The organism is Streptomyces sp. NBC_01241, assembly GCF_041435435.1.
Taxonomy (GTDB): domain Bacteria; phylum Actinomycetota; class Actinomycetes; order Streptomycetales; family Streptomycetaceae; genus Streptomyces.
The window spans coordinates 4,094,222-4,121,060 of sequence record NZ_CP108494.1 but is presented as its reverse complement, the minus strand read 5'-3'; the positions used below and the strand labels follow the sequence as shown (position 1 = coordinate 4,121,060).

The following is a 26,839-nucleotide window of genomic DNA, read 5'->3' as shown; positions in this document are numbered from 1 at the left end:
AGAGGGCCGAGGTGGCGTCGGAGAGGACACGTCGGGGTCAGAGGCGCTGGTCGGGCCAGTTGAGGAGGCGGGCGCCGATGACGGCGGTTTGGAGGGTGTAGCGGTGGTGGGGGTCGGTGGGGTTGGTTCCGGTGAGCTGGTGGATGCGTTCGAGGCGGTAGGTGAGGGCGCGGACGCTGAGGGAGAGCCGGCGCGCTGTTTCGGTTGCATTGCAGCCGCTTTCGAAATACGCGGTGAGGGTGTCGAGGGAGGTTTTGGGGCCGCCTCGTGCTTGGAGGAGGGGGCCGAGGGCGGTGCGTACGAGGTCGGCCATCGCCTGGCGGTCGCGGGTCAGGACGGGGTAGACCAGCAGGTCGGAGGTGTGGAGGACAGGGGCGTCCATGCTGAGGCGGATAGCGAGGTCGAGGGTGTTGAGGGCTTCTTCGTAGGAGTGGACGACGCCGCCGGCTCCGCGGTGGGTGCGGCCGATCGCGGTGCGTCCGCCGTCGGTTGCGGCATGGGCCTGTTTGGCGAAGTAGGTGAGCACGTCGCGCTGGTCGCCGGGGGCTATGCAGATCAGCCGTCCTTCCTTCGTGGTGAGGAGGATCTGTCGTGCCCCGAAGCGGCCGGTCACCGCGCGTTCCACCTTCCGGGGCACCTCGTCGCCTTCGGCGTAGGGGACGGCACCTTGGGCCACGGCGACGGCATGGGCGTGGGACAGACGCAGGCCGAAGCGTTCCGCGCGTTCGGCCAGACGGCCGAGGTTGCTGCGTCCGTAGAGGAGGTCATCGATGAATTCGCGGCGGGCGGCTTCCTGCTGCCGGATGGCGAAGTGCTGGGCCTGGTCGTATCCCTCGGCCAGTGCGTCGATGGCCTGGGACATGACGGCGAGGGCGCTGTCGACCGGTACGGGTGGGCCCGGCCAGGCCGAACGAGCGGCTTCGAGATGGTTCGAGACGACCTGGCGCAACGCCGCCCCGTTTCCCGCGGCCTGCTCGCCGAATGTGCGCAGGGCATCGAGTTCGCGGCGAGTGAGACGGCGTCCGGTCGCGGCTGCCGTGGCCAGCAGGTCCGTGTATCCATGGAAGCAGTCAGTGGTTGCCTCGGGGGTGCTCACCGGTGCTCCTCGTGTCGTGGCTTGTCGTCGGGGTAGCTGAGGGACCGGTCCAGGCCCATGCTGTGCAGAACGGTTCGCACGCGGTGGTTCGCGCCGGTGGCGACGACCGGCACGCGCTGTTCGCGCCGGCAGATGTCCGGGATGCCGTCGGCGATGAAGAACAGGGCGGTGATCAGGATCGGGCCGAGAGCGTCGGCCACCGCAAAGGCCGGCAGAAACGCGCGCGGCGCCCAGGGAAGACTGGTGCCGAGGACGGCGAGGACGGCCGGCGTGAACGCCATGCCGGTGGCCATCGGTATCGCCCACCCCGACGGTGAACCGCCCCCCACCGCCGAGACGCTCGCGTACGAGAGAGCCGGAACGGCCATGCCGCACACCTCGGCCACCAACGGAAGCGCCGCTGTCGCCGGGGTCCGCAGCTCACCGACGGCCGGCTCGCGCTTCAGCTCGATGCCCGCGACCAGAAAGCAAACCGTCAGCAGGCCGTCCGAGGCCCGGTGCCCGACCGACAGGCCGAGCGCCAGGGAGCTGACCCCGGCATGAGCATCGCCCACCGACTCGTACGCACCGCGCCCGGCAGAATTCGCCCGGATCAGGGCCACGACCGCCACGGCCGGAAGGACCGGACCGCCGGCGGTTCCGGTCCGCAGCGTCTCGCTGACCGCCGGGCGCTCGTCCCACGGCAAGAGGCCGAGCAAGGGGAAACGCTCGCGTGGGGTATCCGGCATGGGGTAGTCCTCCGGGGACATCGGCAAACGTCGGGAGACACCTGTCTCCAGACCGCCGACCAGACTTCCCGGCACACCAGCGCGCGATTCCTGACGCGTTCCGCACAGCCTATCCAGCACGAGCGGAGTCCACGAGGGCAGCGCATGCTCCCGGGAGGGCGCAGCCCGACATGCAGCCAGTGCGAGCGGGGCCTGCCTGCCCCGACACTGCCGGCGGTTCCGCCGTGTCACGGTAGCGGCATGCTGAGCGGCTCTCCTGGCAATTGCCGACAGATCCGTTCAGTCCTGTCGACGTCCAGCTCCGACGCGGCTGCGGACGATGACGCGTGTTGGTGACAACAGACGCGTGTTGGTGACAACAAGAGAGCGACAATGGTGGGTGGGTGCCGTGCTGGTCGGTTCATGGAGTCAGGTCGCGAGGGCCTGCCCGGTGGACCGGGTGCCGGGCCGACGGGAGACGACGATGAACGGCTCGGTCCGTGTCGGACAAGTTGTCGGGGTACCACTGCGGATGCACTGGAGCGTGCCGCTGCTGGTGGTTGTGTTCGCGTACGGCCTCGGCCGCCAGACCCTTCCCGCATGGACTCCAGGGCGCCCGGACGCGGTGTACACCTTCGCCAGTGCCGTGGGAGCCCTGCTGCTCATGGGCAGCCTCCTGCTCCACGAGACGGCCCACGCCGCGACTGCCCGCAGGAAGAAGATCGCGGTACAGGATGTGACGCTGTGGGCGCTGGGCGGGATGACCCGGATGGGGCGACCGCCGACGGCCGCGGTGGCTTTCGCGGTGGCGATCAGCGGGCCGCTCACCAGCCTGGTCATCGGAGGCGCCGCATTCGGAGCGGGAATCGGGCTGCACGCGATGTCCGGCTGGGCGGTGCCCGCCGCCGTTCTGGTGTGGCTCGGCTGGGCGAACCTGTTCCTGGGCGCATTCAACCTCCTTCCCGCTGCGCCGCTCGACGGCGGAAGGGTGGTGCAGGCGCTGTTGTGGTGGCGTACCGGAGACCGGGAACGTGCGGATCGGGTGGCCTCCCGAAGCGGTCAGGTCGTGGGCGGGCTGCTGATGGCCTTCGGCTGGATCTCCTTCCTGCGCGGGGCGCCGGGCGGGCTGTGGCTCGTCTTCGTCGGTCTCTTCATCACGGTCGTCGCCGGCGCGGAACGGCAGCGTGCCGTGATCCACACAGAACTGCGGGGCGTCAAGGTCGCCGATGCCATGTCCAGCCCGGTGACCACCGGCGCCGACTGGCTGACCATCCGGCATTTCATCGCCGAAGTGGCAGTGAACTCCCGCCATTCCGCCGTGCCGCTGCTCGATTTCGAAGGTCGTCCCAGCGGGATCGTTCAGATACGCAGGCTTGCCCGGATACCGGGAGCGCGCCAGGAGGCGCTGCGCGTGCGCGACGTGGCGATCCCGTTGTCACAGTGCGCGGTTGCCGCCCCGGGTGATCTTCTGAATGAGGCTCTCGACAAGCTCCGCCCGGGTACTGGCATGCGCATTCTCGTCGTGGACGGGAACCATCTGGTGGGGATCGTCACCGCGAAGGACATTTCACGGCTGATCCAGCGGCGCACACTGGGGGGCCAAGGGCCCGACTGAGCCCGGGGGCCCGCAGCGTCGTCGGCGATGTGCCCCCGCCCGAAGCCGTTGTGGCGCTGTCCCGGGCAACTACGGCACCGGCGGTCCGGAGCTCGTCAGTGGACGAGCCGCACCACGGGAGGCACTCGCGAGGTGAGGTCGGCCAGCAGCCGCTCGGCCTGCGGCAGTACGCGGGGCCCGAGGGCGGCGGCGCCGACGGCGACGGCCACGCCGGCCCACGCCAGAGGGCCCAGCGGCGTGCACCCGAAGAAGTGGCTGACGACCGGCGTCTGGACGAGGGCGATGAGCACGGCGGCGGTGCCGAGGACGGTGCCCAGGACCAATGGGCTGTGGCGGCGTCCGACGACGGTCTGGGTGAGCTGGGCGCCGACCACACCGCACAGGGCCATCGTGCTGGTGCGCCGCGCCGAGCCCGGAGTGAGCCTGCCGAGCAGCCATGCGATGGCCGCGCCGATTCCGGTGATCACGCCACGGTGGCGGATCTGGCGGGTCAGTGGCGGGCCGAGGACGGCGAGACCCACGGGTGCGCCCTCGGCTGCGCCGGGCTCACCGGTGGGTTCCGGATCGTGGGGAGTGACCGCGACCGCCATCGCCGGGAACATGTCGGTGAGCAGGTTGACCAGCAGCAGCTGACGCGTCGACAGTGGCGATGTACCGGACAGCAAGGTGCCGAGTACGGAGAAGCCGACCTCGCCGGCGTTCCCTCCGAGCAGAATGCTGATCCCGTCGGCCACGCTGCGCCACAGGGCACGGCCCTCGCCGATGGCATCGATGAGAACCGACAGTTCGTCGTTGGTGATCACGAGGTCCGCGGCGTTGCGCGCGGCGGCCGATCCGCGTGCCGCGATGCCGATCCCGACATCGGCGGCGCGGATGGCGGCGGCGTCGTTGGCGCCGTCCCCGACCATGCCCACGACGCGTCCCGCCTCCCGGAGCGCCTCGACCACCTGCAGCTTCTGCTCGGGAGCGACGCGGGCCACTACACCGCAGTCCCGGAGCAGGCCCGCCCGCCCCGCCCGGTCGAGCGCGGCCAGCTCGTCGCCGGTGACGACCGTGACATCCGATGGCCAGCCCAGAGCCACCGCCACGGAACGGGCGGTCTGAGGGTGGTCGCCGGTGAGCATGACGGGTCGTACGCCGATCTCGCCGAGACCGGCCACGAGCGGGGCCGAACTGGCGCGAGGGCTGTCGGCAAGTGCCACGAAGCCGATGAGTTCCAGCAGTTCAAGAGGCTTGTCCAGGGCCTCCGCCGCCTCGTCCGCCGCGAGGCGGCGCTGGGCGACGGCCAGCAGCCGCAGGCCCTGGGCGGCAAGAGCATGTGCCGTCTCGACGGCTGTCGGATCCGCATCGGGGCAGCACGGCAGCATGACTTCAGGCGCCCCCTTGACGACCAACATGTCCTCGCCGTCGGCGTCCCGCCCGATGGTGGCCGCGTAGCCCCGGCTCGCCTCGAAGGGCTGGGCCCGCACGCTGGTCCACCCGGTCTCGCGCGGGGCGGCCACCAGGATGGCCTCGTCGGTGGCGTGAGCGTGGACGCCCGGCTGCTCGGCGACGCGGGGGCAGGCTCGGGCGGCGATGCGAAGGATCTGTTCCGCTTCGGGGCCGGACGCCGGGTGCTCGGCGCCGTCGGCAGTGACCAGACGGACCACCCGCAACCGGTTCTCGGTGAGAGTCCCGGTCTTGTCGAAGCACATGGTGTCCACGCGTCCCAGGGCCTCCAGGCTGCGCGGCGTGCGTACCAGGACACCCAGCCTGCTGAGCCGCCGTGCCGCGGCCATCTGCGCCACCGTCGCCACCAAGGGCATGCCTTCGGGGACGGCGGCCACCGCGACTGCCAGCCCGCCCTGGAGCGCGGTGCGCACCGGGCGGCCGCGCAGCAGGGACAGCCCGGCCACCGCGGCGCCGCCGGCGAGGGTGAGGGGCAGGACCCGGCGGGTCAGCTGGTGCAGTCGTGCCTGGACCCCTGCCGAGGTGGGGACCCGGGCGGCGAGGGACGCCGCGCGGCCGGCCTCCGTCTGGTCGCCGGTGCCCACCACCACGGCGCGGGCACGGCCGGCCACCACAGTGGTGCCCTCGAAGGCCATGGAACTGCGGTCGGCGACGGACGCCTCCGATACGGCGGCCACTTGTTTGCGGGTGGGCAGTGACTCGCCGGTCAGCGAGGACTCGTCGACCTCGAAGCCGCTGACCTCCAGCAGGCGCACGTCGGCCGGCACGACGTCGTTGGTGCGCAACTCGATCACTGCGCCGGGCGCCAGTCGTTCGGCCTCGACGACGGACGCCTCATCTGCTGACACGTCGGGCAGAAGCCGGGCTGTTCGCCGTTGCCCTGTGACGAGCTCGGACAGCGCCTGCTCCGCGCGCAGCCGCTGTACTCCGCCGACCACGGCGTTCCCCGCGACGGCGCCGACGACGAGGAACGCGTCCACGGCGGATCCCAGCAGTGCGGACGCGGTGGCACCGATCAGCAGGATGGGGGTGAACGGATCGTCGAGTTCGGCCCACGTGGCGCCTGCCAGACGTGCGCCGAGCCGCGCCGGCGCGAAGGCCGGGTGGGTGGCTGCGGCGCCCACGACGTGGTCGGCCCGGGTCCGCACCGTCGCCCATGCGGTGGGCGCGGCCCGCGGCGCCCTCGCCAGCCGGGCCATGACCTCCTCCGGATGCAGAGCGTGCCAAGGCACCCGCGGCCTGGGGTGCGGGGGCGTACCGGTGGCAGTACCCAGTGCGGTGCACCAGCCCGACACCAGAGCCGCGGCGGTGGCGATGTTGACCGGGCTGATCCGCAGTTCGAGGGGGAAGGGGACCCGTTGCGTCCGGGCCCCGCGGGTGAGCACCAGGAGCTCGGAGAGCGTGGCGCCCGCCTCGGCGAGGAACTTGGCCCGTCGGCTGACCGCCCGTGCCGCGGGCACGGCGGACAGCAACCGCCACGTACCCTCCAGCCCGCGCAGGGGCAGAATGTCCGCGTCCCAGACGACAGCGCTGCGCTCGTCGGCGACGGCGACGGCGATGTCGCTGCGGAGCAGCCCGTTGAGTACGTCGCGGGCGGCAGCGGTCAACGCCCTTTGCGGTGTCGCTCGGTCGACCGGCACGCGCGCCACCGTGAGGACCGTCCGCCCGTCGCTCTGCAGGCCGGCCACCACGTCGGCCAACGGGAGTTCGACGGAGGCGAGTTGGTCGGCCAGGGTCCCGAACTCACCGAGTGAGTGGTCGTCCAGTACAACAACGTGCAGGCCGGCCCGGCGTGCCGCGTCCAACACGGCCTCGGCCATCGGGTCGACCTCCCGGCCGACCAGGACCGTACCGACATCTGTGCCGCGCACCGACGCGATCATCAGTCCCGTGTCCGGCAGTCCCGTGTCCGAAAGAACCGTGCTCGACGCCATCTCGTCGGGCACCGGTCGCAGGCCGAGCCTCGGCTCCCCGGACGGCATTGCCCCGTCCCCGGGCGCACTCAGGGCTGCGGTGGACGCCCGCCACAGCCGACGGTGATCCCAGCCGGTCATGCTGGGATGGACCTCGAGCACGGTGCGCCGGGTGCTGCGCAGCGCTTCGGGATGCAGGACCACGGTGTCCACGAGCTCCAGTCTCCGCAGCCGCTCCGGGTTGCGGACCAGCACGTCCTCGCGCGCCAGGGCACTGCCGAGCGCCGCGGTGAAGGCCGCCGGACCGTAGCGCGCAGCCTTGGGCGAACCGGCCAGTGCGGTCTCGGCCGCCCCATCGAGGCTGCGGGTGAACAGGAGCGTGGTGATGGCGCCGCCCAGCATCCCGTTGATCGCGGCGTCGGCATACTGCTCGCCGGGGCACGAACGCAGCGGCGGACGTACGACATCGTCGTCGGCCACGGTCGGCCTGTCCGGGGCACACAGCGTGTCGTGCAGGGCGTCGAACGTCGCGAGCTGGGCAACCGACTCCACCAACTGGGCGGTCCGCAGTGCCGCGTCGAGCAGGAGCGGACTCGGCGACTGCCCGATCCCGCAGACAGCCGCATGGGCCGCGGCGAGCACCAGATCGGCCAGGTCCGAGCCCAGCGCGCGGCTCAGCACCGTCCGTACCCGGGAGTCCTCGCGCATCACGACGACCGCGGCCACGACGACCTCCGGCACGGGCTTCAGAAAGGCCGTTCTCGCCGCGAGGGCGGTGGCGATGCCCGCCGCGTCGCACGCCACGGCGACAGCATTGGCGCGCACGCCCCCGGCTGCACCCGGGTGCGTGTGTTCCAGCGTCTGGTCGGCGACGTGCACCAGCCCGTGTTCGGCGGCGAGTTCGGACACCCGGTCCACCAACTGCTCGTCGACCGCGCCCTCGGTGGTCTCCATGACCAGACGCCCCAGGCCGCCGTCCCAGTAGGCGATCAGCACATCGGGGTGCTCGGCCAGCTCGACGGCCACCTTCTCGCAGGCGGCTTCGAGGCGCTCCACGGTGGACTCCTGCGCGTCCGGATGTTGCCGCAGTGCGAGGTGCATGCGGGACCCGGCACGCCAGTAACCGACCTGAGGGGTCACGGCGTTGCGAGCGACCCTGCCGACCCGCAGTGCGGTCGCCGACACCGCCGCCGCGCCGCTTGCAACGCCACGCGCACCGGCGCTCACAAGCTCAGCGACCATCCGCGCCGTGTCGGTGGCCGGCGGGGCGATCCGGCGGGTGGCCTCGACGGGGGCAGCCAAGGCGTTCTGGAGGGCCACGGCGGGCAGCCCGGTCAGCAAGCGGAGAAGCATGTCTCACCTTCGCGGGCGTACCGCACGGGCCGGGGACGGAACGGTCGTCGGAGCGGGTGGAAGGCCGGCGTCTAAGGCTTCTTCCGCCCACCTGCCTTGGTGCGCGAGGTGTTCGTGGCGCTCGTGGTGGCGCGCTTGGTCGAGCGGGCCTTTGCCGTGCCCGAGGTGCTCGTCGACTTGGGCGCGCGGGTTTTCGCCGTCCCCGACGTGGCCTTGCCCGGACGGGTCTTTGCCTTCCTGGTGGCGGTCGACGCCTTGGCCGACTTGGCGGCGTGCTTCGCCTCCAGTCCTTCGGCGCGGGCCTCGCCTGCTGCCTGGACCGCCGCCGCATCCTTGGGACGCGGCTGCGTGAGCCACACCACGGCAGCGCCCGCCGCGACCACTGGCCACTCGACCACACCGGCCACGCCGAGCAGCCCGGCACCGGTGTACGCCGCGACACGCCGTGCATGGGGCGAGACGATCCCGACGGAGTCCAGAACACCGTCGAAGACCACCTTGACCTTCTCGGCGCCAGGGACCTTCTCCACTGCCGTCGTCACCATCTGCACGGGGTGCGCCAGCGTCTCCTGGACGGGGTGCCGCACCTTCGTGTCCCCTGAGCCATGCGCATGGGAACTGCCAGTCATGGTCGCTCTCCCTCTGTAGGGCAGGTGAGACATGCAAGTGAGGTCGTGACGCATCTCACCTTTCCGACAACCTTGACCATATCCGGCAAATTCGGCAAGTCTGGACATATTTATTGCCGCCGTATGACGTAGTCGGCGGTGAAGTCCGCTGGGCCGTGAATCTTCGAACCCGCGTTCTGAGCTTGGGAATCCATGGCACGCTGGGCGTCGAAGTAGCCCTTGACCTGCGGAAACGGTGGCCCTGGTGGCTCACTCCCGAGGTGGGCGAAGGTCCCGTATCCACCGCTGGTCACCGCTCTGAGGGGCACGGGTGGGGCGCGGTGCGGCGTGCGAGTTGCTTCGCGGCCTCGATCGCTTCCCTGTGGAGTTCCTCGACGGAAACGCCCCGGCTCTTCTCCTGGCCGCCCAGGTGGTGAGCGCAGTGGACCAGTGCCTCCGGGTCTTCGGGACGGTCGACGTCACAGGCGACGTCTGCCGGGATGGGATGCGTTCCGGCAGCAGGGTCGCGTACGTGGAGGTGCGGGCGCTCGCCGGGTGGAGCGTCGCCGGGGGGGCGTAGAGCGACGCATTCAGGGGCATGTGGCATTCCTCACAGTGAAAGCGCAGGCAGTGAAAGCAACTGCACCCTTTCGTCTTTTCTGTCTGTCCCGGTGTTGTGGTGTCGGCCGAAACAGGTGAAAAACTTGTGACGGTCGACCGTTGCCCCGGCCATACGATCACCTCAAGTCGCATCTGCGTGTCCCATTCCGCTGCGACCCTTTCTTCTCTTTTCGGACCCCGAAGGGCTCTTGTGAAGATTCGCCGGATTCTTGCCACAGCTGTTGCCGCCGCAGTGACCACGCCTGCCCTCCTGCTGTCGGTCACCCCCGCGTTCGCCGACGACAAGCCGGCAGCGCAGACGCAGCACCTGCCGTCCATCACGGAGCTGGAAGAGGCCGTCGCAGCAGCGGAGGCGGCGTACGACGATGCCGTAGCGGCCGAGAGCGCCGCCCGCGCGGCTCTGGAAGCGGTCATGTCCGACACCGCTCCCCTGGCCGTGGCGGCCAAGGCCGCCGAGGCCGCGGCGGCCGACGCCGCCTCCGCGAAGACCGACGCCGACCAGGCGGTCGTCGACGCCAAGGCGGCGGTCGACGCCCTCCCGGAGACGGCCACCGAGGAGGAGAAGACCGCCGCGGCGACGACTCTCACCACGGCAGAAGCCGCCGCCGTAGCCGCCGGTGCGGCCAAGGCCGCCGCCGATGCCAAGGTCGTGGAGGCCCTGGACGCGCGTGACGACGAGCGGTTCGCCGCAGCCCGGACGCTGGACCAGGCGAAGAAGGCCACCAAGGCGGCGCTCGCTGCCAAGACCGCCGCCAACGAGGCACTGTCCGAGGCGAGGGAGTGGGACGGCTCGGGCTGCTTCGCCGAGGCCAAGCTCACCATGGTCCTCGCGGGTCTGCCGTCCACAGTCGCCGCCGGCACGAAGGTCAACTTCAATCTCCGGGTGACCAACGGCACCGACGAGACGATGGAAAAGGTGCTTCCGTTCGCCCACATCGAGGCGACCGACCGGAGCGGGCTCAAGGGCATCGACGACCTGGTGCACCTGCAGTGGTTGTCCGCCTCGTCCTCGACGTGGAAGACCGTCGACAACAGGAACTACATGGACGCCATCGGCCCGCTGAAGGCGGGCGCCCACGCCGACGTCAAGATGCGCCTCACGATCGACGCCTCGGCCCCCGCGGGCAACGGCGTCACCTTCGTCGGCGGTGACTACTTCAACGACGACGGTCGCATCTGCGGCAGCGCGGACTTCGAGGGCTACGAGTTCCTGATCGCCGCCGCGGGAAGCAAGCCCGGCAAGGTCGACGACGCCAAGCCCGGCAAGGTCGACGACGCCAAGCCCGGCAAGACCAAGCCGAACACCGCGGACCTCAAGCCGCAGAGCGGCGCGTCGGCCAGTCCCGTGAGCGGCAGCCTCGCCGCCACGGGCTCGTCCTCCGCGACGTCGCAGCTCGCCCTCGCGAGCGGCGCGGCCCTGGCGATCGGTGCGGGCGCGGTGTTCGTCGCACGCCGTCGCAAGGCCGGCTTCCACGCCTGACGCATGAGCCGGGGTGCCGACCAGGCGCCCCGGCCCACGCGCCGACCGCCCAGCGGGCCCGACACCGAGAGGTGTCGGGCCCGCTGCGGTGACAAGGCCGCCCCGGCGCGTAGCCACCTGCGGACCAACGCCTACGGGCCCGGAGTCCGGAGCGCGGCGGCAGGGCCCGTAGCAGGCAGTCCAGACCTTTCTCTGCAGCCCGCCCGGCATCTGCTGCACTCCCGCACCGAGGCGTCGGCCGCCTGCGGCACACCGCCCTCGTGCCCAAGACGAGTCATGCCTCTCCACTTGCTTCACGACCCACTCGCGAATAAAGCCATGTGCCCGTCCGGTCCGCCACCGCGCAGGGATCGGGCTCGGCGGCTGCTCTTTCCCTCCATGCCGGTCCGCGCTGTCCGTAACGGGCGGCGAGGGCGGTACTCGCACGCAGTGTCGCCGGCCGGGTTGCTGTTCGTGGGGGGAGCGCGGAGCGGCTTTCGATGCTCGGCCTTCGGACGTGAATGGACGAGTGCCGGCGTGCTTTGAACCGTGACCCCCTATCGGTCGATGGAAAGTGACCCCTTCCGTGATCAAGGCGAGTGGAGCGGTGATCCATCTCCGCGCGGACGTGAACCGAACGTCGGAGCGGGCCGGCCCAGGTGACCACTGGCGGACCGTTTCGGCGGACGAGACCGAGGTGCCCGATTTCCGCACGTACACGCACCTCTATATGGGACTCCCATATATGGGGACTCCCACGAACCTGCCCACGACTTTCGATCCCTTGCTGCGCAAGGTCGCAGACTTCGAGACGGCGGGCGTCATCCTTGCGCCGAGGAAACTCGGATGACTTTTCCGACCATGCGACGGTGGGATCGACATCATCAACGCGATCCCTGCCGAACGGGATGCACAGCGCGCGCCACCCGGATGGGCTCTCGCAGCATCCCTGGGGCCTGTAACACCGCTGTCAGCCGCGTACGCTCTTGTCCGTCAATCGTTGCGGAGTGGCCGTCGGCCGGCCAACAACAAATAGGTCCCGGTGTCTGACTAGCGCCTCCATTGTGGATCGCGTGACGAGAACCGAACGCGCGTAATGTGCTGGTGCGGATCGATTGGATTGGGAGCGCCGGTACTACTCCAATCGATCCGCCTGGGCCGTGGGTGAAGAGACGGCGGCCCCGCGAAGGCGGCCGTAGGGGCGAGGCGTGAAGTGCCCTGTCGGAGAGGCGACCGCCGTGGTTCGCTCGATTGGGTCGCCGGGTTGCCATTCGGCCAAGACCGCTCGCATTTCACTTGGCGGCCGACTTGATTCCGAAAGCCCGCCGAAGCGGTGAGCCACCTCTTGGGCCTCACCGTATTTCTCTACGGGTTGCGTTTCGTCGGCGATTCGAGAGGATTTGTCTGCTGTTCTGTCGAAAGGAATTACTCGGAGGGTTGCCTGTACTATCGTGAACGCGAAGGTGTGCGTAAAGGGACCGACTGTTCGCTTTCATGGTATAGTCCTAATGAATTTACAGGACGCCGCGAAAAAAGGGGAATGGCGTGAATACCGAGAAGGTTACGGCTCGACGTCTTACGGCCGGAGAGGTTTCAGAATTGGGCCTCCAGGACGACATCTTCGTCTCGGCGGAGATGGATGGCCTTCCTCTCGACTGCTACGCTCCGGCTTTCCTTACGAAGCCGGGTAAGAATTTCGAAGGAGGGTCCTTCATCGCGAGGACGATCTTCGGTGAGGAAATGCATGTCCTCCCGGACAATGTCGAAGAGCGCGGGATCTGGATTGCCGACAAGGCAGGGGAAGAAATCGAGGTTCTCCAGAGCGCCGGCGTCCTTCTGAACCTCGCCCTCTTCGTGCCCGACGGGAACAAGGAATCCCTGGATTCGCTCTACTCCGCTGCGCGGGACGCGTTCGGCGCGGGGATCGTTCAGCGCTGGAGCGAGGAATCCGTCGCGGTGCCGGACGTCAAGGTCGACCTGTACGAGGAGCCGGCCCGGGGGCGGAAGAACACGAACAGCCAAAACCGCGACCGCCGTGCCCTGGACATCTACCCGACCCGAGTGCGGTTCCTGGAGCCCAGCGATGGCTGGAGGTTCATTGTCGAACCGCACAAGGAGATCGTCGATGACACACCGACGATCTGACCTGATGGCAGGTTAGCCTCGATCTTTCGCGAAGAGCCCGTCAGCTTGCTGACGGGCTCTTCTTCGTCCGTTGGGGCGTGTGCGCAGGCCGCCGGCCCAACGGCATCCAGGCCGGCAGGTCGAGTGCGAGCTGGGCGATCTCCAGCCAGGCCTGGTTCTGGGCCGTGCAGGGGAGGGGAGGTTGCGTGGGCCGGTGGCGCGCGCATTGCTGATGCGGTCCTCGACACGGCGCTGTCGGTGCCGCAGTGCCGGCTGCGCGATCGGGATGTCCTTGGTGTTGGTGCTCATCTGTCGCGGAGCTCCTGCGTTTGTCGTCGGCCCCCTGCGAATTCGTCAGCGATCGGTAACAGAGGGATCTTTTACGGGCGTTCGTATGTCTTCATGGGGGCACGGCATCGGCGGAGACAGCAAAGGGGCGGGCGGACATGGCAAGGCATAAGGGAAGGGGATGGCACGGTCGGCTTCTCGCGACGGCGCTCGGGGTGACAGTGATGGCCGCCGCCACCTCGGTGTGGACCGCACAGGCCGGCCCCGTCGGAGGGGGTCCTCAAGCGCGTGTCTCCGCGCCGGACGCGCAGCACCAGGACCAGGTGGCCAAGGTGTCGGCGGACATCGCGCACGCCTCGGACCGCGGCGCCCGGGGCGTCAACATCACCATCGACGATGGACCGGACCCGGTCTGGACGCCGCAGGTGTTGCAACTGCTGAAGGACAGCGGTGTGAAGGCTACGTTCTGCATGGTGGGCACGCAGGCCCAGGCGTACCCGAACCTGGTCAAGGAGGTCGTGGCAGACGGCCACCGGCTGTGCAACCACACTGTCTCGCACGACACCACCATGGACACCAAGTCCGAGACGTACCAGTCCCAGCAGATCCTGGATGCCGAACGCATGATCACCAAGGCGTCCGGAGGCGTCCGGCCGCAGTATTACCGGGCCCCGGGCGGTGCTTTCACCCCGTACAGCCGACAGCTCGCCGCGTCCCGGGGGATGCGGCCGCTGGGCTGGAACGTCGACTCCAAAGACTTCGAGCGTCCCGGTGTGGACACCATGGTCGCCACCGTCAAGAGAGAGATCTCCAACGGGCCGACCGTCCTCTTCCACGACGCGGGAGGGGATCGCTCCCAGACCTTGGCCGCTCTGCGCGAGATCCTGCCCTGGCTGAAGCAGCAGGGGTACTCCTTCGGCCTCCCTGTGCGGTGAGTAGGGCTCGCCCGCACCGGCATCGGACCCGGCCCCCGGCACCGGCGGACAGACATGAACAAGGTGGTCGTCGCAACCTCCGACCAGTCTCAGGTGATCAAGAACGGGACCAGTCTCAGGTGATCAAGAACGGCCGGACGGCCACGTTCCGCACACCGCAGGCCGACGGTAAGCAAGTCTCCACCCTGGGCGAGTGCAAAAGAAGCCCCTGGCCACCGGCCTGGGGCTCTTTCATGGAGCGGATGACGAGAATCGAACTCGCGCGCTGAGCTTGGGAATCACCGGTGCTTACGGTGGCGCACCTTCGCGAAGCGCGCCGGCGAGATGGAGGGAGATGATCCGGCCGTGGGGTAACGGGGTGTGGTGGCGCAGGTTCCGGGGTTTCCCCGCTGTGCGGGGCGGGGCCGCGGGTGAGGAGTCGTTCAGGCCCCGTGCGTCAGCCGTACGTCGTCCACGCCCAACAGGCCGAGGAGGGGCACTTTGCCGACCCGCTGGTCCGGGTCGACCACCAGTCCGGAACCGCGGATGAGGTCCAGCAGCAGTTCGGCGAGGGGCATCACCATGTGCCGGCCCCAGCAGCGCTCCGACGAGTGGCCGAAGGGCAGGTAGCCGGGGGCGGTGTCGGGGTCGAGGTCCTTCCAGCGTTCCGGGCGGAAACTGTCCGGGGCGTCCCACAAGGCCGGGTCCCGGTGCGACAGCAGGGGCAGCAGCAGGACGTCGTCCCGCTCGCCGATCCGGTCATCGATGGCGGGGTATTCGGGCGAGGCATTGCGCAGGATGTTCCAGGAGGGCGGCAGCAGTCGCAACGCCTCATGGATGATGTGGCGGTTGGGCGTGCTGTCGCCGAAGGGCGATCCGAGCCACAGGGCGTTGGCGACGAGCGTGGAGACGGTGAAGCACACGGGGGCGGCCGCTCGGCGGTACATACCCATCGCGTACCGGCGTTCCTGGTAGCCGGTGGCCCCCGCCGCCCGTCCCGCGAGCCCGGTGAGCCGCTCGCTGGGCCGGGGCCAGCCGGGCAGGGCGGCGCCGACCGCGATGACCGACCAGGTGAGCTTGGGGGTCAGTTCGAGGTTGCGGCTCATGAGCAGGCGCAGCCGGTAGGGATCCTGTCCCAGGATGAGGTCGCGCAGGAAGAGGTGCCCGGTCAGCGGCCAGGAACCGGAGAGGTCCACGTCTTTCGGCGCCGGCTTGGCCAGCGCCTCGCGTACGTCATGACCGATCGTGCGGGTGACGCCGGAAGCCTCGCCGCGCGATATGGAATGTCCGTGCAGCGGTTTGAAAGTGGGGCGTTCCGTCTCGGTGGCCCGGCGTGCGGCGAGGATGCGGTCGGCGACCTCGAATCCCGCGACCCCGATCGTGTCGGGTTCCAGCCGGAAGACGTCCCGGCCCATGTGGTCGTCGATGAGGGCGGCCAGGCGCGGGGCGAACACGGTGGTGCGCGGGCGCACTGTGGATGACGGCGGCATCGTGGGCTCCGGTGCGGTGGGAAGGGGTAGCCGGGAGGAACCTTGCGGCTGAGCATTGTCCGGCGCCGCCTCCCCAGGGCAGGCGTCGGACAACGGTGTCGCCTCGGCCGCACAGCAGCGGCGCGCGCTCAGTACCAGAGGTACCAGGCGTTCGCCTTGAGGCTCTTGGTAGCTGCGACCTTGTTACGGATAGCGAAGAGAAGCTTCATCACTGCACCTCCTCTCGGGGGACGTCACACATCTCGGCGGTACCGGAGAGCCGTGAAATGGTCCGCAGGCTCAATAACGCGCAGTAGCTACCCCACCCGGTCACACGGTAACCACAAGCAGCCAGAAACCTCGGCAGGCCCCTGAAACACCACAGCCACAAAGGCTCCTGACGGTCCATCACCATGCGTCCCGTACACCGATATACCGACCCCGGCAGGCACACCCAGTGGCGCGGGCCCGCGCTGACCGGCGTGACCGGCCCCGGCGCGGACGCGTGGTGTCCTGGCCGTCCGGCGTGCGGATCGGGTGCTGGGACGTACGGCCGAAGTCCGGCGCTACGGACGCGAGGTGTTCGCGAAGAACTGGCGCTTGAACACCGGGGATGCGCAGGTGACAGCAGCCGAGGCCGGTACGGCGGCAAGTAGGCCACCCGCTGTGGCGATGACGACAGCGGCGGACACGGATCTCAGCCGGATACGGTGCTTCACGTAGAAAGAGGCCCCTTCAGGCCCGGCTCGCCCCCACAGAGTTACGCCAGGGCGAGTGGGCTTTTCGGGCAATTCGCGGGTCAGTGGGCTCGTCCTGGGGTGTGCCCCGAACGTTCCGTTTCTGCATGGGGAGCGGGCCAACCTCGCCCTGTACCGCCGTCGCCCCCGCCCGAAGCCGTTGTGGCGCTGTCCCAGGCAACTGCAGCACCGGCGGTCCGGAACCCGTAGGACAACCGAGCTCTATCGCACGGTTGGCAGCGGCGGCCACTCGATCCGTGCTGCCAACGTCCCCGGCGTATACCCGCCGGGGGCGCCCTTTCAGGTCGTTGCGCGTGAGAGTGCGCGGACCCACCTCTTATGGTATTCACGGGATATTTACCGCACAAGTGGGCATTCCGTGTCGATGGGGTGCCTCGGCCCCCGGAGCCGTCTTTTGCGTGGTGTCAGCTCTGTTCCTCTTCTTCGGCCTCCATGAGCCGGATTCCCTGGTGCGTCAGTGTGACCATCACGGGTGTGTTTCCTTGTGCCCAGTCGACGGTGACGAGCCCTTCGCCCACCAGATATGCGCAGGCTGCTGCCAGGTCCTGCTCAGGGATTTGAAGACCGTCGCGCAGCTTTGCCCCGGTAACGCCAAGGAAGCGATTGCCTTCCGTGGTTTCATACAGGGCCTTCATGATCGCGTCGCGGTAGTGCTTCCGCTCTTGCAGTGTTGCCATGATCGCCGCCCACTCGTGCCGGGCACCGAATCGGAGCCTGTGGGACAGGTGCGGCAGGTACGCCTGCCCCGCCGCCCCTTGTGGGCCCTCGCTTCAGATTTCGTCCGTCTGTGTGCGGGCGTCCTGGGAGGTTTGGCTGGATACCAGCCAGGGCCGTGCCGGCTGTGGCGTGTGAGTGGTGTCGACGGTGAGGTGGAGGCGGGTTCCGCCCGCGCCGTCCACGGGGTAGCTGCGCTGTTCGGTCGCGCCGAAGCAATGACGGAGAGCTTCTGCGACCTCACGGGCGACTTCGGGGGACTCGGCGACGATGCGCACGTCGGCGTTGCCGGGCGAGGGGAGTTCTGGTGACTTCACGGTGACCTCGCTCATCAGGGATGACAGGGATGACGTGTCGGTGGGTGTGATGCCGTCGCGCCACACCCAGCGCCCCCAGCGGCCGGTGTCCTCCAGGGCCCCCCGGCGTGGTGCTCGCGGTGGGTGGCTACGGGCGGCTCAGAGGGCTCGGTCTGCTGCGCGGGGAACCGATGGATCAGGAACCTTTCCGCGCTGACCGAGTTGGTGATCACGGTCACGGCGGTGATCGTCTCCACGCCCCTCACTTCCCTCGGGCTGAGGACAGGAGCCCGGTCGGGTTCCCTGCCGCCGAGGCGGCTCCGCCTTCGGTCTCCCACCCTTCTTCCTGCCACAGCGTCTCCCGCGCGTCACGGGTGGCGTCCTCGCTCGCCATGAGAGCGCTGGCGGTCAGGAGGCCGCCGGGAGTGGCTGCGGCGGACATCAGCCGGGCGGCGGCGGCAACGTCGGTCTCCGGCGGGATCACCAGCAGGTCCCAGCGTCCCGCGGTGTAGGAGAAGAGGATCAGTTTGTTCGGGTCCTGCTCTTCGGTGAACCAGCCCACGTGCACCGTGTGCCCGGTCACCGGCACTCTTCGCGGCACCACGGGCCAGTAGGTCGGGTTCACCGTGACATGAGTGATCCGGTCCCAGCGCGCGTCCAGCGCGTCCGTCAGAGCGGGGAGTTCGCGGGAAAGATCGCGAGAGCGAGGCCACCAGGAGCCGTCCAGGAGACCCGGAGGCGATCCTGCCGGAGTGAAGGAAAGGCGGGCCTGTGACGAAGGTACGCGCTCGCTGATGATCGTGCGGTCGATGGTCGCGGTCATGACGCGAACCTGTCCCCGGGGCTCGTCTTCGACGTCCCGGTATTGCTGCTCGCCGAGAACGACACCGGCGAGAGAGCCCGTGTGCGAAGTACTCCCGGTCTCTTCACTTTACTCCGGCCGACGGTCCGTAAAGGCGCGCGTGACCAGGAACCTTCCTGGCGAACGCGGGTCCGGCTCAGCCGCCGCGCGGCGCGCTCCCCGGCACGCGGAGTACGGTGAAGTGACGAGGTGACCTCGCCGGGCGGACGCACCGCCCCGGAAGGCGGGTGAACACACATGGCCGAATCCGACGCTTCCTGCGACCCGCACCTTCTGCCGGACGCGGACCACCAGGCCGTCAGACCCGGGACGGCCCTCTTGAGACTGGCGACCACGCACACCCGCGAGCAAGTTCTCGACGGCGCGTGGTGGCCGCGTTCTCAGGACATCGGCGCTGAGCTCCCCGGTCTGATCGCCGCGCTGACCGAGCACCTCGGTCCCATCCTGCGCGTCGGCCTGGACGCCGGTGCCTGGGAAGAACTGCCGACCCGTCTGGTCATCGACGACCGGGTCGTCCACATCGACTCCTTCCCGGTCGGTGACGACACCATCCTGATCACCCGAGGCGACCAGGACCACTTCACCCTGCTGGTGGTCCCGCCGCACGCGACACCTGAAGCAGCCCGCGCCGCGATGGGCAGGGCCGTCCAGGCCGGCAACGTCACGCAGGCCGAGCAGATCCTCATCGATACCGGCACCCGTCGCGCACACCCGGTTCCCGCGGAGGAACCGCGGACGGGCCGCGAACGCGGTGAGCGATGAGTGGTGTGCATCGTGAAGTAGCAGGTCACGGGCCTGGTGTGCGTCGGTGTCGAGGCGCTCGTGCTGGTCGCGCGCGACAGTCTGCCGTGTAGATCGTCGGGCAGGGGGGTCTTCGCGGGTTCTGGTCCGTTACCGCCCGTGCGGCTCCTACGCTCCCGGGCATGGTGGATCCTGAGGTGCGGGAACGGATCGCCGCGCGCCGCGCGGAACTGAACGGACTGGAAGAACAGCTGGTCAAGCGGCTGGACCAGGTGCGGGCCGAGCGGAACGAACTCGCCGTCGCCGAGCGGGTCCTGGCGCGGGTGAGCGAGCAGATCGCTGGGGAGCGAGCCGCCTCCGCGCCGGCGCCTGCGCCTGCGCCTGCGCCTGCGCCTGCGCGGGTGGCGGGGCGTGCGGTGCTGTTGGTTCCGCACCGCGGCGACAGCGTGGACGAGACCGCGCTACCCGGCGACTACCGCCGGATCCTGGTGATCGTGCGGGCCGCCGGCGGTCCGGTGCAGGTGCGGGCGGTGGGCGAGGAGCTGGGCCTACAGGTGGAGGTGCGCGGGAAACTGGAGCCGCTGCGGGCGAAACTGGTCAAGCTCGCGGACCGCGGCTGGCTGCACAAACGCGGCGACGGGAAGTTCACCGCACGCCTGTAGCCGTGCCACCGTAACTGGAAGGCCCCCGGCGGCAGTTGAGTTTGTGTGAAGAAAAACAACAGTCTTGCCGAGGGCCCCGACGGTCTTGTCTACACCGCCCGCCTGCCGCTGTCGAGCGCCACCTTGAACTGGCTCGCCGACCTGATCCGCGGCCACTGCAAGAAGATCGGATCGCGGTGGCGGGCCCTGCCCGCAGGGAAGATCGCCGGCCTCGTGCTGGCCGTGCTGCGCTGTGACCAGCGGCCCGGCGACCTGGCCGGCGGGAACGGGGTGCACCGCACCACTGTGACCCGGTGGGTGCGGGAAGTCGTCGGGCTGCTGGCCGCCCGCGCCCCGCGCCTGGACCGCGCGCTCAAGAAGATCGCCCGATCGGGTGGCGGGGTGGTGCTGCTGGACGGCTCCCTGATCCGCACCCGCCGCCGCACCGGGACCGAGAACCGCAAGAACTACTCCGGCAAGCACAAGTGCCACGGCCTGCTCGTGATCGCGCTCACCGACGACAAGGGACGCCTGGCCTGGGTGAGCGCGGTGAGGCCCGGACGCACCTCGGAGATCACCGCGTGCCGCCACGACAAACTGACCGCCCATCTGCGCGCGGCCGGCCTCGGAGCGATCGCAGACCTGGGCTTCGTCGGCCTCGACGACAGCGGCCCGGACGCCGACCCGGCTGTGATCACCGGCTACAAGGCTGCCCGCAACAAGCCACTGACCAGGGGACAGAAGCTGTCCAACAAGGCGCTGGCCGCGGTCCGGGCCCCGGTCGAACACGGCTTCGCGCACCTGAAGAACTGGCGCGTGCTCGGCAAGGTCCGCACCGACCCGAAGTGGGCGACCGCGCTGGTACGGGCCCTGCTGGTCCTTACGAACCGGGAAGTCGCCCGCTGACCGACGATCTCCACCGAAGTCACCCGCCCACCACCAGCGTGAGCACCTCGATACCGACGCACACCAGGCCCGTGACCTGCTACTTCACGATGCACACCACTCGATGAGGAAGCCGTCGAGGCTGCGGCGCTCCTTCGGTGAGAGGGATGAGGGTTGCCGCGAAGGTGCAGCTTGGGCAGGCGCCCATAGGGGACACTGCGCCATATGGCGCATGCGCAGAGTGATGACGGTGATGGAGGTCGGTGTGGTGCGCTGAGCACGTCGGCCGTCCTGCCGGGGCTCGACAAGGAGCAGCTGCGGCTGCTGCGTCGGGTAGGGCGTGAGTGGGGGCGGGTGTCGGCTCCCGAGGCGTGGCACCGGGCACTCCCCGTGGATTCCGATCTGGGCAGATTTCCGCCCCCTGCGGAGATCCAGCCTGTCGGTTGGGGTCGTCTGGTCAGCGTCTCGCCTCTCGGCGGACAACCGTTCGCCCCCGACGAGGCCGCAGGAGAGCGGCCCCCTGGCCGACTGGGCCGCTTGGGCTACCACGTGCGACGCGTCGTCCTCGGGGCCGCTCTGAAAAGCACGGCGATCGCGCAGGAGCGGATGCGCAAGCTGGTGGCGTTGCCCGTCCTGTCCGCCGACGCCCTTTCCTCGGTTGCCTACGGGCCCGAGGCCATGCTCGCCGTCCTTGTGCTCGGCGGCGCCGCGGGACTCGCCTACTCCGTGCCGATCGCCGCAACGATTGCCTTCCTGATGCTGGCGGTGGGGGTGTCGTACCGCCAGACGATCCGCGCATATCCACACGGCGGTGGCTCGTACATCGTCGCCAGCGACAATCTGGGCCGCGTTCCTGGGCTGATCGCCGCCGCCGGCCTGATGACCGATTACATCCTCACGGTAGCCGTGTCGATCGCCTCCGGGGTCGCGGCGATCGCCTCGGCGGTTCCCTCACTCGCCACCGATGCCGTCCCGATCGGCGTCGGCGTGATCGCCCTGCTGCTCGCCGGGAACCTGCGGGGCATCCGGCAGGCCGGCGCACTGTTCGCCGCGCCGACCTACGCCTTCATCATCGCGGTGTTCGCGCTCGTCGCCGTGGGCCTCGTCGACGCCGCAGGCCGTGGTTTCCACCCCACTGCGGCTCCGCACCTGAACGCCACGGAGAGCGTCGGCGTACTGCTGGTGATGCGCGCCTTCGCCTCCGGGTCCACGGCGATGACCGGTATCGAGGCCATCTCCAACGCGGTGCCGGCATTCAAGCCCGTGGAGTGGCGCAACGCCCGCACCACGCTGACTTGGATGGTTGGTCTGCTCATCGTGCTGTTCGCCGGCACGGTCGCCATGGTCCGACTCGACGGTGTCGTGCCCAGCACCCAGGAGACGGTCCTCTCCCAGCTCGCCCACCGCAGCTTCGGCTCTGGACCGCTGTACATCCTCACGCAGGCCGCCACGGCCGCGGTCCTGCTGCTCGCGGCGAACACCGCTTACAACGACTTTCCCCGCGTGCTGTTCCTGCTCGCCCGTGACCGACACGCCCCACAGATCTTTCTGCGCCTGGGCGACCGCCTCGCCTTCAGCAACGGGATCATTCTGCTGTCGATCGCGGCGGCGCTGGTCTACGTGGCCTTCAGCGGCATGACGGCATCCCTGATCCCGCTGTACGCCGTCGGTGTCTTCCTGGCCTTCACGCTGTCCCAGGCCGGAATGGTGGTCCACTGGTGGCGCCTGCGTGACCGCCACTGGCGCAAGAGCCTGTTCTTCAATGCCACTGGTGCCCTGCTGTCGGCCGTCGTCTTCCTCACCGCCGGCATCACCAAGTTCACCGAGGGCGCATGGGTCGCCGTGCTCGCCGTCGGACTGTTTCTCGTGGTGACGATGCGCATCCGGCGCCACTACGAGACCGTCGGCAAGGCGCTTCGTCTGCACCCGCACGCCATTGAGTTGCCCACCCCCATCATCCCCGCACACCCCAGCCGCGGCGCGGCACAGTCCCCGGCGACAACTTCGCAGCTGCCCGAGGGTGTCCCCGACGCCTGGACGGAAGAAGAGGACGAGGAGACACCCGAGGAGATCCGCCACCTATCGGTCGTCCCCATCGCGACCATGGACTTGGCCGGCATGCGCGCACTGGCCTACGCCGCCTCGCTCCACCAGCCCGTACTCGCACTTCACGTCAGCGCCGAGGAGGACGAGGCCGAACGCTTCCGCGAGTACTGGACCCTGTGGGGCGACCACCTCCCGCTGGAAGTAGTGGTCTCCCCCTATCGCGCGATCGTCGCACCACTGGTCCACTACATCGAAGCCCTGCACGCAAAGCGCCCGGACCTCACCTTGACGGTCATCCTGCCGGAGATCGTCACGATGCGCTGGCGGTACCGCCTGCTGCACAGCAGGATCGCCCCACGGCTGCGACACGCACTGCGCCCGCTGCCGAAGATCGTCATCACCACCGTCCCTTTCCACGTGTAGCCACCTCCCCGTGGCCGCGCTCGTGGCTTTGCGGCATGCCGATCACCACATCGCCCACCTCGGCCTGAATCCCCGACTGCCGCTTGACCGATGTTTCTCAGGGTGTTCAGCGACGGGCGTGCAACCACGGATCGCACGATCCGTACTGGTCAGAGGGCGACTGGCGTGCCGGAGGAACTGCGGCCGTTCTTACGCTCTTCCCGGCAGGCGGGCACGATCGAGGCTCTGACCAGGGCCTACGTCTTGGAGCGGGTGACGAGAATCGAACTCGCGCTCTGAGCTTGGGAATCACTCGGTGCTTCGGCAGGCGAGTGGCCTCTGAACTGCGGGAATGATGACTCCTGGCCCCACTCCGGCTGCCCTGGCGAACACTGTGTTGTCCGCTGTTCACCGCCCTTACTGGCACGTCGTGGTACGGCCTTCCCGATGTGGGGGCGGCCTTGCCGCAGGCGCCATCAACCGTCTCGCCTGAGGCGTCGGTTCGGAGTCAGGTCAGCGAGCGACCGGTAGGCGCGAGCCGGAGTACCTGAGGTGCTGCCGTCTGTTCACGCTCGACACCCGGCAGGATCTCGTTTCGTGCGAGGGGATGGGCTTGCATGTCGGCGAGGTGCCGACAGTGCGCACTCTCGTCGGGGTACGAGGTGAAGATCGCGGCGACGTTCTCGTCGGCGCGGACCGGCAGCCCGGCGAATGTGTTGTGCGCGTGCTCGGTGGTCAGGAAGGCGAGCGGCGCCGGTCCCGTCTCCTGGAGCGCGGGGAGGAGGCCGTCCCGGATCAGCGCGATACCGTCCTGCCGTCCGGGAGGGAAGGACCACACGGTGGCGGACATGAACCGGTCCGGCGTCGGCGCGCTGACCGGGGGCCGCCCGGAGAGGGAGCCGGTGAAGCCGCCCTCGGCCGACACGGGGCGCAGGAGGAGGACATCGTCGGAGTCGATCATGGTGTCGTTCGCCTGCGGACCGTGCTCGGCCCAGACGGGTCCGCCGTAGAAGTCCGTGAGCGCGCGATGGCGCGCCTCCATGTCCCGGAATCCGCGCAACCAGACGAAGCGGTCCGGATCGTCGAGGTCCCGGAACTGGCCGAGCACACTCATCCCCACGTCTTCCTGGGATTCGATGAACTCCCGGTCGAACAGCTCGATGAGTTCGTCGCGCCGGCGGGGACGCAGCGTGTACTGGCGAAGCTCGATCACGGCAGGCGGGCCGAGGAGTTCGGTGGGTGGCACAGCAAGACTCCTGTTCGGTGTTCTCCATGCAGGGCTCCCGGCCTGTTCGGTCGTAGCCGGGAAGTGGTTCGACGGTAGGGGAGCTGTGTGACAGGTGCTGTCAGGGTTTCCGAGGAGAATGCGCGCATGTCTGCCAGTCGACTGCTCTCGGTGCTGCTGTTGCTGCAATCGCGGGGCCGTATGTCCGCGCGGGGAATCGCCGACGAGCTGAACGTGTCCGTGCGCACCGCCTACCGTGACGTGGCGCGCCTGCAGTCCGCAGGGGTCCCGGTCTACGCGGAGCCGGGCCGCGGGGGCGGCTACCAGCTGCTCGACGGCTACCGCACCCGCCTCACCGGGATGAGCGAGGGCGAGGCGCGGACACTGTTCTTTGCCGGACTGCCCGGGCCCGCCGCCGACCTGGGATTCACGGCCGAGATGTCGGCAGCCCGGCTGAAACTGCTCGCCGCGCTGCCGGCAGGACTGCGCGAGGAGGCGGCACGGGCCGCGGCAGTGTTCCACCTGGACGCCCCCGGCTGGTACCGGGAACCCGAACAGACACCGCATCTCCCCTTGTTCGTCGACGCGGTGCTCACCCGGCGTGCAGTGGATGTGCGCTACCGCCGCTGGCACGCCCCGCAGGAGGTGGATCGCCACCTCCACCCCTACGGCCTGGTACTCAAGTCCGGTACCTGGTACCTCGTGGCCGCCACGGAGAAGGGGCCCGCGACTTACCGCGTCGCTCAAGTCCTCGACGCGGTGCTGGGCGATGAGCGGTTCGACCGGCCGCAGGACTTCGACCTGGGCGCGTACTGGGTCTCCTACCTCGATGACTTCCAGGCTCGCCGCTACACCGGCAGAGCCACCGTCCGCCTGTCTCCCCGGGGGCGTCGGCGCCTGCCCGACAACGTCCCCCCGGAGGTGGTGCGGGCAGTCGACTCCACCGCGACCGCCGTCGGTGACGACGGATGGGTCGAGGCGGTCATCCCGGTCGAGGGCAACGAGCATGCCTGCGGCGAGCTGCTGAGGCTCGGTGGGGACGTCGAGGTCGTTGCACCGGCCGCACTCCGCCAGGCTATGGCCGCCACCGTAGGCATACTCGCCCGAGCCTACGAGAACAAGGGGCCAGGTGGTGCGCAGGTGGTCCGCGACGCCTAGAGAGGTCTGGGCAACGACGAGGCCCCAGGTCGCTGACCTGGGGCCTCGTGGAAGAGCGGGTGACGAGAATCGAACTCGCGCTCTGAGCTTGGGAATCAACGGTGCTTGCTCAGTGTGCAGGTCGCTGACCTGCTTGTTTGGTGCTCAGAGGTGGGGATGGTGCGGGCTCTGGTGGCCGTGCTTGACCGCTGTTGTCCGCTCCGAAGGGCACGGATGGGGCACGGCAGCTGCAGGGTGGGGCAGCCTGTCGCGAATCGCATCCTTGCCGAGCGGTCGGTATCTGTGAGGTCGTCAGTCATCGTGCGGAGTCTCCAGCTCCTGGAGCCGTTCCACGATGTCGTCGGCCCATGTCTGTGCCCACTGCCGCAGCCTGGTGATTGCCTGCTCGTCGAGTCCGTAGGCGGCGAATTCCGTGTCGTCGATCCAGTCGGCTCCGCCCAGCCGCGCTTGAAGCTCGCTCAGGTCGAAGGAGTCGCGGGCGTGGCGCCGTCCGAGCTCTTCGAGTTCGATGGGGCTCCAGCGGTTCGCGGCGGCCTGTACGTCGATCAGGTCCCTGGCGAGTCCGCGGTCGGCCAGCGCGCGGACCTTGGTTCCGACGACGTCCTCGAGGGACAGCACCAAGCCGTGCTCGGTGTGTACGGGCGGTCGCCAGAGTGCTTCCTTGAGGATGTCGACCTCGCACTTCTCACGGGTGGCGGGGTCGGTGACGATCAGGCGCGCGGACAGCGGGTCTGTCTCCAGAGCGCTGACCTGCCACCCGCGTTGCTCCAAGCCGATACGCACGGCAGTAGCGATGTCGTCCATGCGATCGGCGTTCTCGGTCGCGACGTCGAGGTCCTGGCTGAGCCGGTCGACCAGACCGTGCGCTTGGACCGCGTAGCCACCGGTAAGCGCCAGAGGGTAGGCACCGCCTACGGCGAGTACGTCCGCAAGCAAGCGGCGGTGGAGATCCGTGAGATTCACGCAGCGGCCTGCGCGCTGTGAGCCAGTTCGTCGAAGGAGCGTTCCCACACTTCACGGACATCACGGCTGATCAGTGTGCGCAGTGTGGGCCACAGGTCGATGAGGAGGCCGCGATTGAGGTATCGGACCAGATCGTCGTGCTGGCCCTCGGCCAGGACGATGCGGTAGTAGCTCATCCGCAGCCGGGGCTGATCGAGGTTGAAAGTGGTCAGTCCCGACCACGCCAGGTGGAGCGGCAGGCTCACTGTGCCGTGCTCGGGGCCGGCAAGCTCGGTGAGTGCTGCGGGCACGCGCCGGGCGAACTTGGCACGGCGGAGATCGGAAATACTGGGCTGTGATGCCATGCCTCGATTATCCAGGAAGAGGCCCCCGGGTACTCGGTCAGTGGTGACACAGCGCTGCAAACAGAGAAGCCCCCGGCCGCCGGCCTGGGGCTTTCACGTGGAGCGGGTGACGAGAATCGAACTCGCGCTCTGAGCTTGGGAATCACTGGCGCTCAGCCCCCATAAACCGCTCTGAACTGCAGGAATGC

The 26,839-nt window shown here is 69.1% G+C and carries 23 protein-coding genes and 1 pseudogene; 10 read left to right on the top strand and 14 right to left on the bottom strand.

Annotation, left to right across the window (positions count from 1 at the left end; genetic code table 11):
* Nucleotides 1-37 precede the first annotated feature (37 nt).
* Together OG306_RS18270 and OG306_RS18265 are read right to left on the bottom strand one after the other, a co-directional pair.
* Nucleotides 38-1,096: a PucR family transcriptional regulator gene (locus OG306_RS18270; protein ID WP_266747178.1), complete on the bottom strand. Its 1,059-nt coding sequence runs from the start codon at nt 1,094-1,096 to the stop codon at nt 38-40.
* Nucleotides 1,093-1,824: a Na+/H+ antiporter NhaA gene (locus OG306_RS18265; RefSeq protein WP_266747177.1), complete on the bottom strand. Its 732-nt coding sequence runs from the start codon at nt 1,822-1,824 to the stop codon at nt 1,093-1,095. The genes OG306_RS18270 and OG306_RS18265 overlap by 4 nt, the downstream gene beginning before the upstream one ends.
* A gap of 463 nt (nt 1,825-2,287) precedes the next feature.
* Between OG306_RS18265 and OG306_RS18260 the strand changes: the two genes are divergently transcribed.
* Nucleotides 2,288-3,418 (top strand): site-2 protease family protein, encoded by a 1,131-nt coding sequence (locus tag OG306_RS18260; RefSeq protein ID WP_266747176.1) that lies wholly within the window; start codon nt 2,288-2,290, stop codon nt 3,416-3,418.
* 95 nt (nt 3,419-3,513) lie between these two features.
* Here the strand turns inward: OG306_RS18260 and OG306_RS18255 are convergent, their stop codons facing one another.
* Together OG306_RS18255 and OG306_RS18250 are read right to left on the bottom strand one after the other, a co-directional pair.
* Entirely contained in the window at nt 3,514-8,133 is a 4,620-nt protein-coding gene (locus tag OG306_RS18255; RefSeq protein WP_371665506.1) for a cation-translocating P-type ATPase, read from the bottom strand.
* Between the two features lie 71 nt (nt 8,134-8,204).
* Nucleotides 8,205-8,762 carry a hypothetical protein gene (locus OG306_RS18250; protein WP_266747174.1) on the bottom strand — a complete coding sequence of 186 codons (558 nt, stop codon included), beginning with the start codon at nt 8,760-8,762 and terminating at the stop codon, nt 8,205-8,207.
* 310 nt (nt 8,763-9,072) lie between these two features.
* Between OG306_RS18250 and OG306_RS40925 the strand changes: the two genes are divergently transcribed.
* The 3 genes from OG306_RS40925 (at nt 9,073) to OG306_RS18240 (ending at nt 12,966) form a co-directional block, all read left to right on the top strand.
* Nucleotides 9,073-9,321, top strand: a complete 249-nt coding sequence (locus tag OG306_RS40925) for a hypothetical protein (RefSeq protein ID WP_432762235.1) — start codon at nt 9,073-9,075, stop codon at nt 9,319-9,321.
* 231 nt (nt 9,322-9,552) lie between these two features.
* Nucleotides 9,553-10,842 carry an LAETG motif-containing sortase-dependent surface protein gene (locus OG306_RS18245; RefSeq protein WP_266747172.1) on the top strand — a complete coding sequence of 430 codons (1,290 nt, stop codon included), beginning with the start codon at nt 9,553-9,555 and terminating at the stop codon, nt 10,840-10,842.
* Between the two features lie 1,524 nt (nt 10,843-12,366).
* A complete protein-coding gene (locus OG306_RS18240) occupies nt 12,367-12,966 on the top strand; it encodes a hypothetical protein (protein ID WP_327349557.1) in 600 nt (199 codons plus the stop codon).
* A gap of 97 nt (nt 12,967-13,063) precedes the next feature.
* Here the strand turns inward: OG306_RS18240 and OG306_RS18235 are convergent.
* A pseudogene (locus tag OG306_RS18235) lies at nt 13,064-13,251 on the bottom strand (IS1380 family transposase); the annotation flags it as partial.
* A gap of 140 nt (nt 13,252-13,391) precedes the next feature.
* Between OG306_RS18235 and OG306_RS18230 the strand changes: the two are divergent.
* On the top strand, nt 13,392-14,168 hold the full coding sequence (locus OG306_RS18230; protein WP_266906129.1) for a polysaccharide deacetylase family protein: 777 nt from the start codon (nt 13,392-13,394) through the stop codon (nt 14,166-14,168).
* A gap of 422 nt (nt 14,169-14,590) precedes the next feature.
* Here the strand turns inward: OG306_RS18230 and OG306_RS18225 are convergent, their stop codons facing one another.
* The 6 genes from OG306_RS18225 to OG306_RS18205 form a co-directional block, all read right to left on the bottom strand.
* A complete protein-coding gene (locus tag OG306_RS18225; RefSeq protein ID WP_266747169.1) occupies nt 14,591-15,637 on the bottom strand; it encodes a cytochrome P450 in 1,047 nt (348 codons plus the stop codon).
* 128 nt (nt 15,638-15,765) lie between these two features.
* Complete coding sequence (locus tag OG306_RS18220) at nt 15,766-15,846, bottom strand: tryptorubin family RiPP precursor (protein WP_351032151.1); 81 nt, start codon at nt 15,844-15,846, stop codon at nt 15,766-15,768.
* A 336-nt stretch (nt 15,847-16,182) separates the two neighbouring features.
* A complete protein-coding gene (locus OG306_RS40920; RefSeq protein ID WP_327259022.1) occupies nt 16,183-16,335 on the bottom strand; it encodes a hypothetical protein in 153 nt (50 codons plus the stop codon).
* Between the two features lie 443 nt (nt 16,336-16,778).
* Nucleotides 16,779-17,051 carry a hypothetical protein gene (locus tag OG306_RS18215; protein ID WP_266747168.1) on the bottom strand — a complete coding sequence of 91 codons (273 nt, stop codon included), beginning with the start codon at nt 17,049-17,051 and terminating at the stop codon, nt 16,779-16,781.
* A 93-nt stretch (nt 17,052-17,144) separates the two neighbouring features.
* Nucleotides 17,145-17,420, bottom strand: coding sequence for a hypothetical protein (locus tag OG306_RS18210; protein WP_266747167.1), 276 nt, complete (start codon nt 17,418-17,420; stop codon nt 17,145-17,147).
* 226 nt (nt 17,421-17,646) lie between these two features.
* Nucleotides 17,647-18,207 carry a DUF5994 family protein gene (locus OG306_RS18205; protein WP_266747166.1) on the bottom strand — a complete coding sequence of 187 codons (561 nt, stop codon included), beginning with the start codon at nt 18,205-18,207 and terminating at the stop codon, nt 17,647-17,649.
* 276 nt (nt 18,208-18,483) lie between these two features.
* On the opposite strand from OG306_RS18205, the gene OG306_RS18200 reads away from it, so the two are divergent.
* The 4 genes from OG306_RS18200 (at nt 18,484) to OG306_RS18185 (ending at nt 22,982) form a co-directional block, all read left to right on the top strand.
* Nucleotides 18,484-19,008, top strand: coding sequence for a DUF5994 family protein (locus tag OG306_RS18200; protein ID WP_266747165.1), 525 nt, complete (start codon nt 18,484-18,486; stop codon nt 19,006-19,008).
* Between the two features lie 161 nt (nt 19,009-19,169).
* Complete coding sequence (locus OG306_RS18195) at nt 19,170-19,649, top strand: hypothetical protein (RefSeq protein WP_371665505.1); 480 nt, start codon at nt 19,170-19,172, stop codon at nt 19,647-19,649.
* Between the two features lie 45 nt (nt 19,650-19,694).
* Nucleotides 19,695-20,534 carry a transposase family protein gene (locus tag OG306_RS18190; protein ID WP_266753019.1) on the top strand — a complete coding sequence of 280 codons (840 nt, stop codon included), beginning with the start codon at nt 19,695-19,697 and terminating at the stop codon, nt 20,532-20,534.
* 204 nt (nt 20,535-20,738) lie between these two features.
* Nucleotides 20,739-22,982, top strand: a complete 2,244-nt coding sequence (locus OG306_RS18185) for an APC family permease (protein ID WP_266906131.1) — start codon at nt 20,739-20,741, stop codon at nt 22,980-22,982.
* A gap of 487 nt (nt 22,983-23,469) precedes the next feature.
* On the opposite strand, the gene OG306_RS18180 is transcribed toward OG306_RS18185, so the two are convergent.
* A complete protein-coding gene (locus tag OG306_RS18180; RefSeq protein ID WP_266747163.1) occupies nt 23,470-24,207 on the bottom strand; it encodes an NIPSNAP family protein in 738 nt (245 codons plus the stop codon).
* 126 nt (nt 24,208-24,333) lie between these two features.
* Here OG306_RS18180 and OG306_RS18175 point away from each other — a divergent pair, with 126 nt between their 5' ends.
* Nucleotides 24,334-25,344 carry a helix-turn-helix transcriptional regulator gene (locus OG306_RS18175; RefSeq protein WP_266747162.1) on the top strand — a complete coding sequence of 337 codons (1,011 nt, stop codon included), beginning with the start codon at nt 24,334-24,336 and terminating at the stop codon, nt 25,342-25,344.
* Nucleotides 25,345-25,635: 291 nt separating this feature from the next.
* Here the strand turns inward: OG306_RS18175 and OG306_RS18170 are convergent, their stop codons facing one another.
* A complete protein-coding gene (locus OG306_RS18170) occupies nt 25,636-26,307 on the bottom strand; it encodes a nucleotidyl transferase AbiEii/AbiGii toxin family protein (protein ID WP_266747161.1) in 672 nt (223 codons plus the stop codon).
* Nucleotides 26,304-26,651 carry a transcriptional regulator gene (locus OG306_RS18165; protein ID WP_266747160.1) on the bottom strand — a complete coding sequence of 116 codons (348 nt, stop codon included), beginning with the start codon at nt 26,649-26,651 and terminating at the stop codon, nt 26,304-26,306. Before OG306_RS18165 ends, OG306_RS18170 begins: the two co-directional genes overlap by 4 nt.
* Between the last annotated feature and the right edge of the window lie 188 nt (nt 26,652-26,839).

Coding starts and splice junctions, on each gene's coding strand:
- OG306_RS18265 (WP_266747177.1), bottom strand. CDS start 1,824: ATGCCGGATACCCCACGCGAGCGTTTCCCCTTGCTCGGCCTCTTGCCG.
- OG306_RS18260 (WP_266747176.1), top strand. CDS start 2,288: ATGAACGGCTCGGTCCGTGTCGGACAAGTTGTCGGGGTACCACTGCGG.
- OG306_RS18255 (WP_371665506.1), bottom strand. CDS start 8,133: ATGCTTCTCCGCTTGCTGACCGGGCTGCCCGCCGTGGCCCTCCAGAAC.
- OG306_RS18250 (WP_266747174.1), bottom strand. CDS start 8,762: ATGACTGGCAGTTCCCATGCGCATGGCTCAGGGGACACGAAGGTGCGG.
- OG306_RS18230 (WP_266906129.1), top strand. CDS start 13,392: ATGGCAAGGCATAAGGGAAGGGGATGGCACGGTCGGCTTCTCGCGACG.
- OG306_RS18225 (WP_266747169.1), bottom strand. CDS start 15,637: ATGCCGCCGTCATCCACAGTGCGCCCGCGCACCACCGTGTTCGCCCCG.
- OG306_RS18220 (WP_351032151.1), bottom strand. CDS start 15,846: ATGAAGCTTCTCTTCGCTATCCGTAACAAGGTCGCAGCTACCAAGAGC.
- OG306_RS18215 (WP_266747168.1), bottom strand. CDS start 17,051: ATGGCAACACTGCAAGAGCGGAAGCACTACCGCGACGCGATCATGAAG.
- OG306_RS18210 (WP_266747167.1), bottom strand. CDS start 17,420: ATGAGCGAGGTCACCGTGAAGTCACCAGAACTCCCCTCGCCCGGCAAC.
- OG306_RS18205 (WP_266747166.1), bottom strand. CDS start 18,207: ATGACCGCGACCATCGACCGCACGATCATCAGCGAGCGCGTACCTTCG.
- OG306_RS18200 (WP_266747165.1), top strand. CDS start 18,484: ATGGCCGAATCCGACGCTTCCTGCGACCCGCACCTTCTGCCGGACGCG.
- OG306_RS18195 (WP_371665505.1), top strand. CDS start 19,170: ATGGTGGATCCTGAGGTGCGGGAACGGATCGCCGCGCGCCGCGCGGAA.
- OG306_RS18185 (WP_266906131.1), top strand. CDS start 20,739: ATGGCGCATGCGCAGAGTGATGACGGTGATGGAGGTCGGTGTGGTGCG.
- OG306_RS18175 (WP_266747162.1), top strand. CDS start 24,334: ATGTCTGCCAGTCGACTGCTCTCGGTGCTGCTGTTGCTGCAATCGCGG.
- OG306_RS18165 (WP_266747160.1), bottom strand. CDS start 26,651: ATGGCATCACAGCCCAGTATTTCCGATCTCCGCCGTGCCAAGTTCGCC.